The organism is Enterobacter cloacae complex sp. XAL002, assembly GCF_049236805.1.
GTDB lineage: Bacteria > Pseudomonadota > Gammaproteobacteria > Enterobacterales > Enterobacteriaceae > Enterobacter > Enterobacter intestinihominis.
Genome location: NZ_JBMKJN010000003.1, coordinates 98,031 through 113,487 on the forward strand (window position 1 = coordinate 98,031; position 15,457 = coordinate 113,487).

The following is a 15,457-nucleotide window of genomic DNA, read 5'->3' on the forward strand; positions in this document are numbered from 1 at the left end:
CTTAATTGCTAACTGTTTCAGCGGTGCCGACGGTTGCCTGGGCTTTCTGCTCTTCATTTTTGATGAGCGTACGCTCATAGGCGCGCAGGAATGGCAGGTACATCAGCGCCGACATCACCATGCAGACCAGGCACATCACCACCGGGCTCAGCGCCCAGTTCGCCGCCCACGAGGCGCCAATCGGCGCGGGCGTGGTCCACGGGGTTAACGAAACCACCTGGGCCAGCCAGCCGAGTTTGGTTGCGCCGTACGCCAGGCAGGCATTGACCAGCGGAACAAACACGAACGGGATAAACAGCATCGGGTTCATGATGATCGGCGCGCCGAACAGAATCGGTTCGTTGATGTTAAAGAAGCTTGGCACAACGCCCATTTTGCCGATGGTGCGCAGGTGAGTGGCGCGGCTGCGCAGCAGCAGGAACGCCAGCGGCAGGGTCGAGCCTACGCCGCCAATCAGCAGGTAGTGATCCCAGAAACCTTGCAGATAAACGTGCGGCAGCGCCGCGCCCGCCGCCAGCGCCGCCTGGTTTGCAGAGAGGTTCGCCATCCAGAACGGGTTCATGATGCCGGTGACAATCAGCGACCCGTGGATACCGGCAAACCAGAAGATCTGGCACAGCAGAACGGAGAGCAGAATCGCGGGCAGCGAGTCAGACGCGGACACCAGCGGCTCCAGCAGGTGCATAATCGCCTGCGGGATGATCATCCCGGTCTGCGCTTCAATGAACAGGTTCAGCGGATGTAGGGTACCAATCACCACCATCACCGGGATCAGGATCTCAAACGAACGCGCCACGCCGGTCGGCACCTCTTTCGGCAGGCGGATGGTGACGTTGTTCTGCTTCAGCCACGCGTACACACGGGTGGAGTAGATCGCGGTGATAAGCGCAGTGAAGATGCCCTGACCCGACAGATACTGCGTCGAAATTTTACCGTCGGCATACGGCGCGGCGACCAGCAGGAAGGCCATAAAGGCCAGCAGACCGGACATCACCGGATCGAGGTTAAACTGACGCCCCAGGCTCGCCCCAATCCCCACCGAGATGAAGAAGGTCATCACGCCCATGCTGAGGTTAAAGGGCAGCATCAGCTGTTCGCGGTAGGTCTCGGAGAAATCCAGCCAGCCGCGGGCGAAGCTGTTGGTGGTATCCGCCGAAAACGGCGGGAAGATAAACACCAGCATAAACGAGCCGATGATCATAAACGGCAGCGCGGCGGTAAAGCCGTCGCGGATGGCAATCACATACTTTTGCTGACCGAGCTTCGCGGCCAGCGGCGTAATTGACTGTTCAATCACCGCGACCATGGATTGATATAACGAACTCATGTGAACACCTTTTAGTGTGCCGCTTCGATGAGCGACAGAGCATAGTCCAGTACTTTATCGCCACGCTGCATGCCGTAATCCATCATGTCGATGGGCTGCACCGGTATGCCTTGCGTCGCTGCCTTGTCTGAGAGCGTCTTTAACATGTATTTCACTTGCGGTCCGAGAAGCACCACCTGATAGTGCGGAAACTGCGTATCAAATTCGGATACGCCATACGCATCTATCTTCACGGGCAAGCCCCGTTCTTTTGCTACATCGATCATTTTGCTGACCAGCAGGCTGGTGGACATCCCGGCAGAGCAGCACAGCATAATCTTGAACATCGACGACCATCCTCAAAATGTAAAAAGTTATTGCGATGATGATTGGACATGATACGGAAACCGGTTTCCATTCATAAAAGACAGAAGTGTGACAACCATCAATATCCACTACTTATGACGCTAATTAACCGGATGTGGGTCACATAATTTGGCTGTTTTGACATCAAATTGAGTGGAAACGGAAAATCGGTTTCCATGGAAAACGGAAACGGATATACTCCGTTCTGGCTATAATGTGAGCCGTAGCGGTGATGGAAATTACAGACGCCAGTTGCGTCTGACAGGGGAGAGAGATGTCTACAATCAACGATGTATCGCGTCTGGCCGGGGTGTCCAAAGCCACGGTATCACGGGTGTTGAGCGGGTCGCGTGGCGTTAAAGAAGCCAGCCGACAGGCTGTTCTGAGAGCGGTGGATGAGCTGAACTATCGTCCGAACGTGATCGCCCAGTCGCTGCTCAGCCAGTCGACGGGCTGCATTGGGGTGATTTGCGCGCAGGAGAACATTAACCAGACCACCGGTTACCTGTACGCGCTGGAAAAACACCTCAGCCAGCATCAAAAACATCTGCTGCTGCGTTTCGCACACACGAAAACAGAAGTGATGAACGCCCTTGAAGAACTCTCCTGCGGCTTATGTGATGACATTCTGGTGATTGGCGCGCGTTTCCCGCTAGACGTGGACATGGACAACGTCATTCTGGTCGACTGTATGGAAGCCGATAACGCCAACAGCATTCAGTTCGATCACGCGTTCGCGGCTGAAACGGCCTGCAACTATCTCACCAGCCAGGGGCGTCGCCAGATAGCACTGATCCACCCGCACGGCAGCGGCTTTGCCGATCAGGTGCTGCTGGGTTACAAACATGCGCTGGAGAAAAACTTCCTGCCCTTTAATCGCAACCTCGTGTTTATGGACGCGACTTCATCGTCCGTTGCGCTTCAGGAATTACTCAACAACGCGTCCACGCTGAACTTCAACGCGCTGCTGGTGGCAGACGAGCAGGAAGCCCAGCGGGTGATCCCGCAGTTACAGGCGTTTAATAAATCGGTACCGGAAGACATCATGGTCTTCAGCCTCGGCGGTTCGCTGCATCTTCCGGGTATTCCGGTGATCCCGGCCATTGAGTATTCCATGGACGCCATGGCGGCGCGCATCGTGAGCTGGCTGACGGCGAAAACGCAGATGCTCGGGTCCTACGTTCTGCGTGGGGATTTGATTATTCCGGATGTGCGGAAGCGTTAAACATGTGATGTAGGCCGGGTAAGGCGCAGCCGCCACCCGGCGCTCAACCCTCAGTAATCTTCCATACAATCCACCTGACTTACTGCATCCCAGTAGGCGTCCAGGTTGTCACGCTTCACGGCGGTGATGGCATTTTTGATCAGCAGCTGATTGGCCTCAGACGACAAAATCATCGCCTGCCAGGCCTTATCGCTCTGCTTTTTCTGCGGGGTACAGGTTTTCTTCACATCTTTCAGGACCTGCTGTTTTATCTGGGCCTCTTTCTCCGGAGCGCTCTTCTCCAGCGCGTGAACAAACGCAGCGAAAATCAGGCAAACGAGCAGGCAAACCAGGTGTGCAGATTTCATTGAGACCTCCGGTAAAGTCACAGGCTTTCCCTGAAATGTATCGTTACATTCAGGCAGGCGATTCCAGCCGAAAGTATGATTTTCTCTTTTCTGCGCATGAGAATCGCCCACCGATGAGGTTACTGAACCCCTCCACCCAGCGATTGCCACAGCGTGATGCGGTTTTCCAGGTCGGTTTGCTGCAAGGCAATCAGTGATTCCTGTGCTGACCACAGCGATCGCTGCGCGGTGAGCACCGTCAGATAATCGCCCGCGCCAGCCTTGTAACTGCGCGTCGCCACATCCAGCGTTTTTTGCTCCGCCGCCACGTATTCACGCTGGGCATCAAGCTGTTCGCTCAACGTTTCGCGCCGCGCCAGCGCGTCGGCCACGTCCTTGAACGCGCTCTGGATGGTTTTCTCATAGGTCGCAATTAACCCTTTTTTCTCCGCTTCCGCATAGCGCAGCTGCGCCATATTGTTGCCCCCGCTAAACAGCGGCAGGGTGATGGACGGCGCGAACGACCAGACCTTCATGCCGTGGCTGAACAGGGATGACAGCGAATCGCTGCCGACGCCCGCGCTGGCGGTCAGTGAAATGGTCGGGAAGAAGTTGGCGCGTGCCGCGCCGATGTTGGCGTTAGCGCTCAGCAGGTTATGTTCCGCCTCCTGAATGTCCGGGCGACGCAGCAGCGCGCTGGAGCTGACGCCCGCCGGGATCAGCGTGATGGCGTTATCGCTCAGGCTCTCCAGCGTGCCGGGCAGCAGGTTCTCGGGCACCGTATCGCCCGCCAGCAGGTTAAGGGCGTTTTTGTCCTGCATCACCAGCGTCTGGTAGCTCGCCACGCTGGCGCGCGCCTGCTGGTAAACCGCCATCGCTTCACTGACGTCCGTGGCCGCTGCCACACCTACTTCCTGCTGACGTTTGACGATTTTGAGCGAGTTCGCGGCGCTCTCCAGGGTGGATTTCGCCAGCGCCAGATTGCTGTTATCCGCCGCCAGCGTCACCCAGGCCGTGGTCAGCTCGCTGACCATTGTCAGGCGCGTGTTCTGCGCGGTGAACTCGCTGGCAAGCCAGGTTTCACGCGCGGCGCGCGACAGGCTCTGGTTGCGGCCAAACAGATCCAGTTCGAAGCTGGAGACCGTGCCGTTGGCTTCGTCGCTCGTCGCGACGCCGCTCGCCAGCGTGCGGCTGCGGGTGTGGCTCAGTTCCGCGTCCACCGTCGGGAACAGGGACGAGCGCGTTTCGCCATACTGGGCACGGGCGGCGTCGATATCCGCAATCGCTTTTTGCACGTCGCGGTTGCTGTTGAGCGCCATCGTCACCACGCTTTTCAGCCGCGCATCATTCATCACCTGCTGCCACTGGTTCACCACGGCGCTGGCTTCGCCGTGCGCGCCGGGCAGTGTGGCCGGAACGGGCGCGTCCGGGCGCTGATACGTGGGATCTAATGACACACAGCCTGCGCTCAGCAGTGCTAACGCTAAAACAGTTACACGAAACATTATGACCTCCGGTTTGCGTGCTTACCGGAGAACAGACGTTTCACCAGTACAAAGAATAAAGGAACAAAGAAGATAGCCAGCAGCGTCGCGGCCAGCGTCCCGCCGATAATGCCGGTGCCGATCGCCACGCGGCTGTTGGCCCCCGCGCCGGTGGCAATCGCCAGCGGCGTCACGCCTGCGATAAACGCCAGCGAGGTCATGATGATCGGACGCAGACGCGTCTGGGCGGCCCGCAGGGCGGCGCGCGTCAGTGAGTAGCCTTCGGCCACTTTGGCTTCGGCAAACTCGACAATCAGAATGGCGTTCTTCGACGACAGACCGATGGTGGTCAGCAGCGCCACCTGGAAATAGACATCGTTGCTCAGGCCGCGCAGGGAGGCGGCAATGGCCGCGCCCAGCACCCCAAGCGGGATCACGAGGATCACCGAAATGGGCACCGACCAGCTCTCATACAGTGCCGCCAGGCACAGGAACACCACGAGGATGGAGAGGGCATAAAGGCTCATCGCCTGACCGCTCGCCAGTTTTTCCTGCAACGACAAACCGCTCCACGCCCAGGTGCTGCCGGACGGCAGGTTATTCGCCAGCTGCTCCATTTTGCTCATCGCCGTACCGGAGCTGGCGCCGCTGGCGTTCTCGCCCTGAATTTCATACGCCGCCGAGCCGTTGTAGCGCACCAGGCTTTCCGGGCCATACTCCCAGCGGGTGGTGGCGAAGGCGGAGAATGGGGTCATAGTGCTGTCGCTGCCGCGCACATACCATTTGTTGAGATCCGACGGTACCGCGCGATAGTCGCTGTCGCCCTGGATGTAGACCTTTTTCACGCGGCCACGGTCAATGAAGTCGTTCACGTAGGTGCCGCCCCAGGCGCTGGACAGGGTGTCGGTGACGTCGCTCAGGGAGAGCCCCAGCGACACGGCTTTGTTGTTATCGATATCCACCTGAAGCTGCGGCATCTGCGGCAGATCGTTGGCGCGCACGGCGTGCAGCGAGCTGTCCTGATTCGCTTCGCCAATCAGCTGGTTACGCAGTTTCAGCAGCGCGTCGCGGTCGGTGCCGCCGCTCGCCATCAGCTCAAAGGTAAAGCCGTTGCTCTGGCCCAGACCGTCCACTGCCGGCGGTGTCATCGCAAAGATGGTGGCATCGCGGATGGCGCTCAGCTCCTGCGTGGCGCGCAGGGCAATGGCCTGCGCGGTGTTTTCCTCGCCTTTACGCTCTGACCAGTTTTTCAGGGAGACGAACGCCATCCCGGCGTTCTGGCCGCTGCCGCTGAAGCTGAAGCCTTCAACGGTAAAGATCACGTCGGTATTGGCTTTCTCTTTGGTGAGGAACCACTCGCGTACCTGGCGGCTTACCTCTGCGGTACGCACCGCGGTTGCGCCGGCAGGGAGGGTGTACTGCACCATGATTTCACCCTGGTCTTCGGTTGGCAGGAAGCTACCCGGCAGTTTCAGCATGGCGAACCCCATCGCGCCGCAGAGCAGGGCGAAGATCACCAGCATGCAGCCGGAACGGCGCAGGGCGCGCAGAACCTTATTCTGATAGCCATGCTCGGTCTTACTGTAGAAGCGGTTAAACGCGCCGAAGAAGCCCTTTTTGTGCGGAGCGGTGTGATTCAGGATCGAGCCGCACAGTGCGGGCGTCAGGGTCAGCGCCACCACCACGGAGAGGAACATCGCCGAAATAATGGTGACCGAGAACTGACGGTAAATGACCCCGGTAGAGCCGCCGAAGAAGGCCATCGGCAGGAATACCGCAGAGAGCACCAGCGCAATGGCGATCAGCGCGCCGGAAATTTCGCCCATCGATTTTTCGGTCGCTTCCCGGGCGGGCAGCCCTTCGTCTCGCATAATACGCTCGACGTTTTCCACCACCACGATGGCGTCATCCACCAACAGTCCTATCGCCAGCACCATGGCAAACAGCGTCAGGGTGTTGATGGAGTAACCGAACAGCGCCAGTACGCCGAAGGTGCCCAGCAGCACCACCGGCACCGCCAGCGCCGGGATCAGCGTCGCGCGGATGTTTTGCAGAAACAGGTACATCACCACCACCACGAGGATAATGGCTTCGAACAGGGTCTGAATCACGTCCTCAACGGAGATCTTGATGAACTCGGTGCTGTCTTTCGGGTAGGCCACGTCGTAGCCTTCCGGCATCGACTTTTTGAACTCGGCGATCTTGTCTTTTACCGCCGTGGCGGTGTTAAGCGCGTTGGCGCCCGGCGAGAGCATCACCGCCATACCCGCCGCCGGGTGGCCGTTCAGCTTCGCGGTGGCGGTGTAATCTTCGCTGCCCATCTCCACGCGCGCGACGTCGCTGATGCGCACCACCGCACCGTTGGACTGGCTCTTGACGATGATTTTTTTGAACTCATCGACCGTTTGCAGACGCGACTGAGCGCGAACGGTGGCGGTCAGCTGTTGGGCGTTCGACGAGGGCAGCGCGCCGATTTTACCGGCGGAGACCTGGACGTTCTGCGCTTCAATCGCGCTCTGCACGTCGGAGGGCATCAGCGAGTACGACGCCAGCTTAGCCGGGTCGAGCCAGATGCGCATCGCGTATTCTGCACCGAACACCTGCAGGCTGCCGACGCCATCCACGCGCGCCAGCGGATCCTGCATATTACTCACCAGCCAGTCGGCGATATCCGAGCTGCTGGCGGTGTCGGTTTTATCATATACGCCCATGATCAGCAGGAAGTTGCTCTGGGATTTTTCGACGGTGATCCCGGACTGCTGCACCTCGGTCGGCAGGCGCGATTCCGCCTGCTGGACTTTGTTCTGCACCTGTACCTGAGCGGTGTCCGGATCGGTTCCCTGTTCAAACGTGACGTTAATGCTCACCGACCCGTCCGAGCTGCTGGTGGAGGTGAAGTAGAGCAGGTTATCCAGCCCGGTGAGCTGCTGCTCGATCACCTGCGTCACGCTGTTCTCCAGCGTTTGTGCGGAGGCGCCAGTGTAGGTGGCGGAGATTTTGATCGACGGCGGGGCAACGTCCGGGTACTGCGCAACGGGCAGCGTGCGGATCGCCAGTATCCCGGCGAGCATGATGAGAATGGCGATAACCCAGGCAAAGACCGGGCGACGCACGAAGAAACGGGAAAACATCAGGCGTTTCCTCCGTTGGTTTTCATCTCTTCAGCTTTCACTTCCTGCCCGGCGGTAACTTTGTCGGTGCCTTCCACAATCAGCTTATCGCCCGCCTTCAGGCCATTCAGCACCAGCCATTTATCGCCGTAGGTGTCGCCCGTTTCCAGCTGACGCTGCTCGACCTTGTTGCTGGCGTTCACCACCAGCGCGGTGGCGGTACCTTTGGCGTCGCGGGTGATGCCCTGCTGCGGCGCGAGGATCGCGTCATTCATGATGCCTTCATCCACTCGGGCGCGGACGAACATGCCCGGCAGAAGCTGATGCTGCGGGTTCGGGAAGACGGCGCGCAGGGTGACTGAGCCGGTAGACTCATCCACCGCCACTTCGGTTAACGCCAGATGGCCTTTTACGCTGTAGCTGCTGCCGTCTTCGAGGATCAACGACACGTTCAGCGTATCGCTGTTGCTGGCGAGGGTTTGCCTGCGTAATCGCAGCAGATCGGCGCTGGAACGGGTTAAATCGACGTACATACTGTCCAGCCCGCGAATAGTGGCCAGCGCGGTATCCTGCTGGGCGGTCACCAGCGCGCCGGGGGTCACAGAGGAGATGCCGATACGTCCGGCAATCGGCGCGGTGACGGTGGTCCAGTTGAGGTTAATGCGGGCACTTTCCAGCGCGGCTTTCTTTGACTCGACGCTGGCCTTGTCCTGCGCGCAGGTGGACTTCGCGTCTTCCGCATCCTGACGTGATACGCCGTCATCCTTAACCAGCTGCGCATAGCGCCGGGCTTTCTGGCAGTCGGCCTGCACCAGCGCCTGCGCCTGTTTCAGTGCGGCGGCAGCTTCATCATAAGCGGCGCGGTAGCTGGAAGGATCGATCTGATACAGCACCTGCCCGGCCTTGACCGTATCGCCTTCGGTGAAGAGCCGTTTCTGAATAATGCCGCCCACCTGAGGGCGCACTTCGGCGCTCATCGCGGCGGCGGTGCGGCCGGTCAGCTCGCTGACCACGGACACCGGCTGGCTCATGAGTGTGACAATCCCCACTTCCGGAAGAGGACGCTGGGGAGCAGATGTTTGCGCATTATCGCACCCTGTCAGGAGGAGTAATGCTGCGATGGAGGTTGTTATGGTTTTCATAATCTTTTTCCAGGGTGAACGAAGCCTGCCCTGTTAATCGCTTAACAGGGAGGAGGGCTAATTAAAAGCACAGCGATCCCGCATCTCTGGCAGAGCCAGAAATGAAAAAAGGGAAATTACTTATTTCCGCTAATTATTCACATGCGATTACTTCGCAGAGAAAAGCATATTTAAAATATTCTGGTATATGGGCTCTAATTGTTCTGACGGTACTTTTAAAGGCGTGAGTCGACGGTAAATCGTGCCTTCGATCATCACGGCGGTAATCTCCACGCAGCAGCGAATATGCTCATCGCTCAGGTGGGGGAACTGCTTTTTCAGGTGCTCACAGGCGTTGGCGAACATGCGGGCTTCGGCTTCGATCAGCATGTTTGCCACCAGCGGATTGCGTGTGGCCTCTGCGGACATTTCGAGCATTAGCGCGTCATCATCTTCGTTCAGCGTCTGGCGCCAGGCAAGCGCCTGCGGCATCCCTTCAACCAGGGTTTTGCCCTGCATCTCCTCAATACGTGAGTCGATAATGCGGCGGATCATCTCTTCAATGATCGCGTCTTTGTTACTGAAATAGCGATAGATTTGTCCGACGCTGAGCCTGGCTTCGCTGGCGATCTGCGACATGCTGGCAGCGTGAAATCCACTGGCGCGAAAGCAGCGACGCGCGGCGGTGATGATTTCGTCCTGCCGTAGTTTTTGTCGTTCTTCCAGCTTTGTGCTCATCGTCGGCTACCGTAAAAAGTGAGAATGATCATTCTCATTATACGTTTTCGGAGCCTATTGGAAAGGTTTTTTTTATTTACATATTGAATGAATATTTCCTTGTTTAAACAATGGAGGAAATAAGGAGTTTTTATGAAGGTTAAGCTGTGAGATATTCAGATTGCGCTGAAAATAAGGAGAGATTTATGCACCTGAGCATTACAGATAAAGTCACGGCTGAAGAAAAAGAAGAATTATTAACGGGGCTAAGAGCCTATAACGCGCAGTATTTAGATCTGGCGACGTTTAGTGGCGATATTGGCGTATATGTGCGGGACGACAACGGCGTCATGCTGGGCGGGTTAATCGGCGTACGTAAAGGCGACTGGCTGAATATCGACTTTCTGTGGGTCAGCGACAGGGTGCGGGGAACGGGCGTCGGCAGCCAGCTGATCAAAAAGGCTGAAGAGGAGGCCCGTCGTAAAGGGTGTCGTCACGCGCTGGTGGATACGGTCAGCTTCCAGGCGCGTCCGTTCTATGAAAAACAGGGTTATCAGGTGCAGATGTCCTTGCAGGATTACCCTTATCAGGGAATGCAGAGACACTATCTGACCAGGGATCTTTAACCGCCGATCCCGTTGCCGATCACGGCTAACACGTGGCGCACAACGATCTCCGGCGAGAGGGCATTAAGCCTCTCGTCATTGCGCATGCGAGAGAAAGGCACCAGCACCAGGCTCAGCAGCGTCGTGAACAGCAGTTCGGGGGCCAGCGCCGGATTCAGCTTTCCTTCCTGCTGCCAGCCTTTGATGGTTGCCAGCGTGGTGTGATATTTCTCATCGCCAAAGCGCTCCTGCAAATGCGTACGCAGTACCGGCATCTCGCCGATCACCTCCTGCATCCACAGCGGGGCAAACCAGCGATACTTTTCCGCCAGTTCGGCCAGCACCCTGACCATTTCCGTCAGGGCATCCACCGGCGAATCCCGGTTGTCGGCGAAAATCGCCCCGATCCGCTCGCGTAACGGCAGGAAGCGCTCCTCAATCATCGCATCCAGTAACTGTTCTCTGGAGTTGAAGTAGTAGTGCAGCATGGCGGGCGTCACGCCGGCTTCGCGGGCAATAGCGTTCAACGACGTATTGGCGATCCCCTGGCGGGAGAAGAGGTTCAGGGCGATGTCCAGCAGCTGTTCGCGGCTGGCGGTAACGCGCTTGCCGCCGCGCGGACGTCCGGGACGGCGGGGTTCAGAATTGTCTTTTAGTGCTGGCACGGTCACGCTGTCTCTTGATCTTATCCATAACTTACCTGAATATTAATTATTCGATTAATTAATTTCAAGCGATCTCTTATGGAGTCTGACGTAATGACTCAACCTGCGAAAAAGGCGCCGTCGATTAAGCTGCTGTTCAGCGCACTCCTGCTGGTGATGCTGCTCTCGGCGCTGGATCAGACCATTGTCTCCACCGCGCTGCCGACCATCGTCGGCGAGCTGGGCGGGCTGGATAAGCTCTCCTGGGTGGTGACAGCCTATATCCTCAGTTCGACCATCGTGGTGCCGCTGTATGGCAAATTCGGCGATCTGTTTGGCCGTAAAATCGTCCTGCAAATCGCAATAGTGCTTTTCCTGGTGGGCTCTGCGCTGTGTGGCCTGGCGCAGAACATGACCCAGCTGGTGCTGATGCGCGCCCTGCAAGGGCTGGGGGGCGGCGGCCTGATGGTGATCAGCATGGCCGCCGTGGCGGACGTGATCCCGCCTGCCGATCGGGGTCGCTATCAGGGGCTGTTTGGCGGCGTGTTTGGCCTGGCGACGGTGATAGGCCCGCTGATCGGCGGGTTTATCGTTCAGCATGCATCCTGGCGCTGGATTTTCTACATCAACCTGCCGCTGGGGCTGTTTGCGCTGCTGGTGATTGGGGCGGTTTTCCACGGTAGCGCGCGGCGCAGCAAGCATGAGATTGATTACCTGGGAGCGATTTACCTCAGCATGGCGCTGCTGTGCATCATTCTGTTTACCACCGAGGGCGGTACGATCCGCCAATGGAACGACCCGCAGCTGTGGTGCATTCTGGCCTTCGGCCTGACGGGGATCGCCGGGTTTATTTACGAAGAGCGGCTGGCGTGGGAGCCGATTATCCCGCTGTCGCTCTTCCGCGACCGCAGCTTCCTGCTCTGTAGCCTGATTGGCTTTATCATCGGCATGTCCCTGTTTGGCTCGGTAACGTTCCTGCCGCTCTATTTACAGGTGGTGAAAGACGCCACGCCAACGCAGGCCGGCTTGCAGCTGATCCCCCTGATGGGCGGGCTGTTGCTCACCTCCATCATCAGCGGGCGCATCATCAGCCGCACCGGGAAATACCGTCTGTTCCCGATCCTCGGCACGCTGCTCGGCGTGGTGGGGATGGCGTTACTGACGCGCATTTCAATCACCTCCCCAACCTGGCAGCTGTACCTGTTTACCGGCGTGCTGGGCATGGGGCTGGGACTGGTGATGCAGGTGCTGGTGCTGGCGGTGCAGAACAGCGTGTCAGCCGATCAATACGGCGTAGCGACCTCTGGGGTGACGCTGTTCCGTTCCATTGGCGGGGCGATTGGCGTTGCGCTGTTTGGCGCGGTGTTCACCCATATTCTGCAATCAGGGCTGATCGACAGGCTGCCGGAAGGGGCGGAACTGCCGCGCGAACTAAATCCCGTTGCCATTCACCATCTGCCTGATGCCCTGCGTCTGGACTATCTGGATGCGTTCGGCTCGGCTATCCATGCGGTGTTTATGCTGGCGGCGGGGATTATGGTGCTGGCGTTTGTGCTGTCGTGGTTTTTGCGCGAAGCGCCGCTGCGTCGGCAGGCGTGAGGTTAGCGGTTCTGCTTGCGCCTGGACTACCGTAGCCTGATGCCCATCGCCCGGTGGCGCTACGCTTACCGGGCCTACACTTCGCCCGTTACGTAGGCCGGGTAAGCGCAGCGCCACCCGGCAACAGGCCGCATATAACTTAACCGTCTTACTGATTCCTTTTCGTTTTTTAGCCTGCCGTCTCGTTGTCGATATAGTCTTCAAAACGTCTATCAAAAGGAACTGTCTCGTGAAACTTCGATTGGGTGCGCTTCTCCTGACTGGCCTGCTGCTCGCGGGCTGTGATCAGGGCGGCAATGATGCCAGACACATTAAAGTCGGCGTGATCAATGGCGCTGAGCAGGACGTGGCGGAAGTCGCCAAAAAGGTGGCAAAAGAGAAATACGGTCTGGATGTTGAGCTGGTGGGCTTTAGCGGCTCGCTGCTACCCAACGATGCCACCAACCAGGGCGAACTGGACGCCAACGTCTTCCAGCATCGCCCGTTCCTTGCACAAGATAACAAGGCGCACAATTACACGCTGGTCGCCGTGGCCAATACCTTCGTCTTCCCGATGGCGGGTTACTCCCGAAAGATTAAATCGGTGTCTGAGCTGAAGGATGGCGCAACCATTGCGATTCCAAACGATCCCACCAACCTCGGCCGCGCGCTGTTGCTGCTGCAAAAAGAGAAGCTGATTACCCTTAAACCAGATGTTGGCCTGCTGCCGACGGCGCTGGATATTACCGCGAATCCCAAAAACTTACAGATTATGGAGCTGGAAGGAGCGCAGCTGCCGCGCGTGCTGGACGATCCGAAAGTGGATGTGGCCATCATCAGTACCACCTATCTTCAGCAAACGGGGCTGTCTCCGGTACATGACAGCGTCTTTATTGAGGACAAAAACTCGCCTTACGTGAATATAGTGGTCACGCGTGAAGACAACAAAGACGCCGAAAACGTGAAGGAATTTATCCAGTCCTATCAGTCGCCGGAAGTGGCGAAAGCGGCAGAGACCCTTTTTAACGGCGGTGCGGTGCCGGGCTGGTAGGCCACGGTAAGCTGGCCCTCACAGCGTTACGCGGGCATCGGTGCGGCTTTCGGGCCACAGAAAACCCTGGCCAGACTGTGCGCCAGACGTGCGGGCGCGCGCCAGATCCCGCGAATTCTCGATGCCTTCGATAAGAATTGATTGCGCGATACCTGCCCTGACCTCCTGCACAAACGGGGCAAGCGGCGCGCGCTCGCGCAGCGCTGAGCGGTCAATTTTTACCCCATCCAGCGGCAGCGCAAGCCGCGCGAACGCCTCAGCCAACTCCCGGGTTAAATCGTCCAGCCAGATTTGCCATCCCGCCTCTTTTAACCGAACAAGCGTGGCATGAAGACGATATTGCTCAGCCTTACTCAGCCGTGTGATGGTGTGAGGATCCTGAATTTCAATCGTTAACCGCTGCTGATGGCGTAACGCCAGCAACAACCGGATAGCGCGTTCGTCGAGAAGGTGTTCTGCCGGAAGGTTTAGCCAGTAAGCGTCCCGGGCGGGTATCTGTAACAGGGTGTTGGCCTGCCAGAAGAAGATTTGCAGCGCGCTGCGCGAAGGCAGAGAAGCAAACAATATCTCCAGATTGACGTTATGGATCTCCACGAGAACTTCATGCGCGAACACCTGGCCCGAATGAAGATCGACAAGCGGCTGGAATCGCAGCCCTGAGATACGTTGCAACAGGGGAGAGGGAAGAACGGTATACATGGAACAGCCTTCAGGAAATGAAAAAAAGGTTCCCGCGGACACGGGAACAAAAGGCAAACGACACACGGTCAAATTCTTAATTCAGGATCCAGCGAATGCTCTGGTAAAACGAGGGGCCACGCACGGCCTTAAGCTTGTTCATGGCGTTGTTTTTATAAAAGTAAACCAGCCTGACGTTACACCCCAGCTGACGGGCGATTTGCTTGGTTTTGAGATTACAGGAATAGCCGCGCAATACGCTGGCCTCCTCGCTGGACAGCCTCGCCGGGGTGCGTAAGCGGGTAGTCATGCCTACGTTGTAACGACCAGACTCTTGCGGCGTCTGGCTCATCAGTATTTGCCACAGCGCTTTGATATCCCCCAGGGAGACTCTTTTGCTGATTACCCCATCAACATGTTTGAATTTCAAATAGCCAGCGGATAACGAATAGATATAGATCTTCGCCGTCACTTGTTTCTGTTTAATACAGAGAATGTCGTCATTCGTCGTCACCCGGAAATGACGCGTATTCAACGGATCATAAATGATGATATCAAAGAGTTGTTCACTCATAGCAAGTTCTTCGATATGGGTAAACCCATGGAAAATAACGTCGTGTTTTTCATCAGGCTCACGCTTTCCGAGCGATTGCAGGCCAATCATCGTGAATTCGCAGCTGTCAACAACGGCAACGTGAATTGTTTTTTTATTTTGCATTGGCATTCTCCTTTCGCTGAGTAAACAGTCCATATAAGAGAAAATGGCGGTTCGCACTCTCTTATTAAAAGAATGGCGAGCACTTTTTAAATAACGCGATGCGATGGCATCAATGTAAGCCAATACAAACCGTCGAGTAAAGCTGATGCCAATTATTAGAGGAAGATAAAATTGAAAAATGATTTTAATGGTATATGCAATTGTTTTAATCTTCTAATAATATTCATGCCAGATTTTTATTCTGTGAATGGGCGATTAATAAGCATCAGAAGGTTGATTGATGGGGTTTATCCACCGTTTTTTCAGTGGCTTACTGCTATTCCTGAAAGAAAAATTGTGATCGCGGCAGGGTTATCGACAAAGCTTTATCTGCAAGAGGAAACGGCGTGCAGGATAAAATAGAATTTTTTCTATAAATTTAATGTCCTTGTTCAGATTTTTAAGCCTGAGAAGGATAAAATCCTGGCGTGAAGAGGTTGTGAGTGATGAGTACATAAACTATTATCATTTTCCTCCGGTCACGAGAAT

Annotated in this window: 14 protein-coding genes; 4 read left to right on the plus strand and 10 right to left on the minus strand. The window is 56.8% G+C overall.

Features of this window, described 5'->3' with window-relative positions; translation table 11 throughout:
* Window position 1 precedes the first annotated feature (1 nt).
* Window positions 2-1,327 (minus strand): PTS sugar transporter subunit IIC, encoded by a 1,326-nt coding sequence (locus tag ACOT0L_RS03640; protein WP_022646565.1) that lies wholly within the window; start codon window positions 1,325-1,327, stop codon window positions 2-4.
* A gap of 11 nt (window positions 1,328-1,338) precedes the next feature.
* Window positions 1,339-1,653, minus strand: a complete 315-nt coding sequence (locus ACOT0L_RS03645) for a PTS sugar transporter subunit IIB (protein ID WP_003861034.1) — start codon at window positions 1,651-1,653, stop codon at window positions 1,339-1,341.
* A 293-nt stretch (window positions 1,654-1,946) separates the two neighbouring features.
* Here ACOT0L_RS03645 and ACOT0L_RS03650 point away from each other — a divergent pair, with 293 nt between their 5' ends.
* Window positions 1,947-2,897, plus strand: a complete 951-nt coding sequence (locus tag ACOT0L_RS03650) for a LacI family DNA-binding transcriptional regulator (protein ID WP_022646566.1) — start codon at window positions 1,947-1,949, stop codon at window positions 2,895-2,897.
* 50 nt (window positions 2,898-2,947) lie between these two features.
* On the opposite strand, the gene ACOT0L_RS03655 is transcribed toward ACOT0L_RS03650, so the two are convergent.
* The 5 genes from ACOT0L_RS03655 to ACOT0L_RS03675 form a co-directional block, all read right to left on the minus strand.
* A complete protein-coding gene (locus ACOT0L_RS03655; RefSeq protein WP_022646567.1) occupies window positions 2,948-3,244 on the minus strand; it encodes a YicS family protein in 297 nt (98 codons plus the stop codon).
* Between the two features lie 119 nt (window positions 3,245-3,363).
* Window positions 3,364-4,728 carry an efflux transporter outer membrane subunit gene (locus tag ACOT0L_RS03660; protein WP_023298975.1) on the minus strand — a complete coding sequence of 455 codons (1,365 nt, stop codon included), beginning with the start codon at window positions 4,726-4,728 and terminating at the stop codon, window positions 3,364-3,366.
* Window positions 4,728-7,838 (minus strand): efflux RND transporter permease subunit, encoded by a 3,111-nt coding sequence (locus ACOT0L_RS03665; protein ID WP_023298976.1) that lies wholly within the window; start codon window positions 7,836-7,838, stop codon window positions 4,728-4,730. Before ACOT0L_RS03665 ends, ACOT0L_RS03660 begins: the two co-directional genes overlap by 1 nt.
* Window positions 7,838-8,959 carry an efflux RND transporter periplasmic adaptor subunit gene (locus tag ACOT0L_RS03670; protein WP_126502760.1) on the minus strand — a complete coding sequence of 374 codons (1,122 nt, stop codon included), beginning with the start codon at window positions 8,957-8,959 and terminating at the stop codon, window positions 7,838-7,840. The genes ACOT0L_RS03665 and ACOT0L_RS03670 overlap by 1 nt, the downstream gene beginning before the upstream one ends.
* Before the next feature lie 147 nt (window positions 8,960-9,106).
* Window positions 9,107-9,676: a TetR/AcrR family transcriptional regulator gene (locus ACOT0L_RS03675; RefSeq protein WP_022646570.1), complete on the minus strand. Its 570-nt coding sequence runs from the start codon at window positions 9,674-9,676 to the stop codon at window positions 9,107-9,109.
* 185 nt (window positions 9,677-9,861) lie between these two features.
* Between ACOT0L_RS03675 and ACOT0L_RS03680 the strand changes: the two genes are divergently transcribed.
* On the plus strand, window positions 9,862-10,281 hold the full coding sequence (locus ACOT0L_RS03680; protein WP_023298978.1) for a GNAT family N-acetyltransferase: 420 nt from the start codon (window positions 9,862-9,864) through the stop codon (window positions 10,279-10,281).
* On the opposite strand, the gene ACOT0L_RS03685 is transcribed toward ACOT0L_RS03680, so the two are convergent.
* Window positions 10,278-10,925 carry a TetR/AcrR family transcriptional regulator gene (locus ACOT0L_RS03685; protein WP_032622106.1) on the minus strand — a complete coding sequence of 216 codons (648 nt, stop codon included), beginning with the start codon at window positions 10,923-10,925 and terminating at the stop codon, window positions 10,278-10,280. The genes ACOT0L_RS03680 and ACOT0L_RS03685 overlap by 4 nt on opposite strands.
* A 78-nt stretch (window positions 10,926-11,003) precedes the next feature.
* Here ACOT0L_RS03685 and ACOT0L_RS03690 point away from each other — a divergent pair, with 78 nt between their 5' ends.
* Entirely contained in the window at window positions 11,004-12,503 is a 1,500-nt protein-coding gene (locus ACOT0L_RS03690; protein ID WP_032626657.1) for an MDR family MFS transporter, read from the plus strand.
* A gap of 229 nt (window positions 12,504-12,732) precedes the next feature.
* The gene (gene nlpA / locus ACOT0L_RS03695; RefSeq protein WP_058646777.1) at window positions 12,733-13,533 is read left to right on the plus strand and encodes a lipoprotein NlpA; all 801 of its coding nucleotides are present in this window, start codon (window positions 12,733-12,735) and stop codon (window positions 13,531-13,533) included.
* Between the two features lie 18 nt (window positions 13,534-13,551).
* Here nlpA and ACOT0L_RS03700 read toward each other — a convergent pair whose 3' ends face one another.
* A complete protein-coding gene (locus ACOT0L_RS03700) occupies window positions 13,552-14,232 on the minus strand; it encodes an EAL domain-containing protein (RefSeq protein WP_126502761.1) in 681 nt (226 codons plus the stop codon).
* 76 nt (window positions 14,233-14,308) lie between these two features.
* Window positions 14,309-14,929: a LuxR C-terminal-related transcriptional regulator gene (locus ACOT0L_RS03705; RefSeq protein ID WP_015570093.1), complete on the minus strand. Its 621-nt coding sequence runs from the start codon at window positions 14,927-14,929 to the stop codon at window positions 14,309-14,311.
* Between the last annotated feature and the right edge of the window lie 528 nt (window positions 14,930-15,457).

Coding starts and splice junctions, on each gene's coding strand:
- ACOT0L_RS03645 (WP_003861034.1), bottom strand. CDS start 1,653: ATGTTCAAGATTATGCTGTGCTGCTCTGCCGGGATGTCCACCAGCCTG.
- ACOT0L_RS03705 (WP_015570093.1), bottom strand. CDS start 14,929: ATGCAAAATAAAAAAACAATTCACGTTGCCGTTGTTGACAGCTGCGAA.
- ACOT0L_RS03690 (WP_032626657.1), top strand. CDS start 11,004: ATGGAGTCTGACGTAATGACTCAACCTGCGAAAAAGGCGCCGTCGATT.
- ACOT0L_RS03640 (WP_022646565.1), bottom strand. CDS start 1,327: ATGAGTTCGTTATATCAATCCATGGTCGCGGTGATTGAACAGTCAATT.
- ACOT0L_RS03665 (WP_023298976.1), bottom strand. CDS start 7,838: ATGTTTTCCCGTTTCTTCGTGCGTCGCCCGGTCTTTGCCTGGGTTATC.
- ACOT0L_RS03680 (WP_023298978.1), top strand. CDS start 9,862: ATGCACCTGAGCATTACAGATAAAGTCACGGCTGAAGAAAAAGAAGAA.
- ACOT0L_RS03650 (WP_022646566.1), top strand. CDS start 1,947: ATGTCTACAATCAACGATGTATCGCGTCTGGCCGGGGTGTCCAAAGCC.
- ACOT0L_RS03700 (WP_126502761.1), bottom strand. CDS start 14,232: ATGTATACCGTTCTTCCCTCTCCCCTGTTGCAACGTATCTCAGGGCTG.
- ACOT0L_RS03670 (WP_126502760.1), bottom strand. CDS start 8,959: ATGAAAACCATAACAACCTCCATCGCAGCATTACTCCTCCTGACAGGG.
- ACOT0L_RS03675 (WP_022646570.1), bottom strand. CDS start 9,676: ATGAGCACAAAGCTGGAAGAACGACAAAAACTACGGCAGGACGAAATC.
- ACOT0L_RS03655 (WP_022646567.1), bottom strand. CDS start 3,244: ATGAAATCTGCACACCTGGTTTGCCTGCTCGTTTGCCTGATTTTCGCT.
- ACOT0L_RS03660 (WP_023298975.1), bottom strand. CDS start 4,728: ATGTTTCGTGTAACTGTTTTAGCGTTAGCACTGCTGAGCGCAGGCTGT.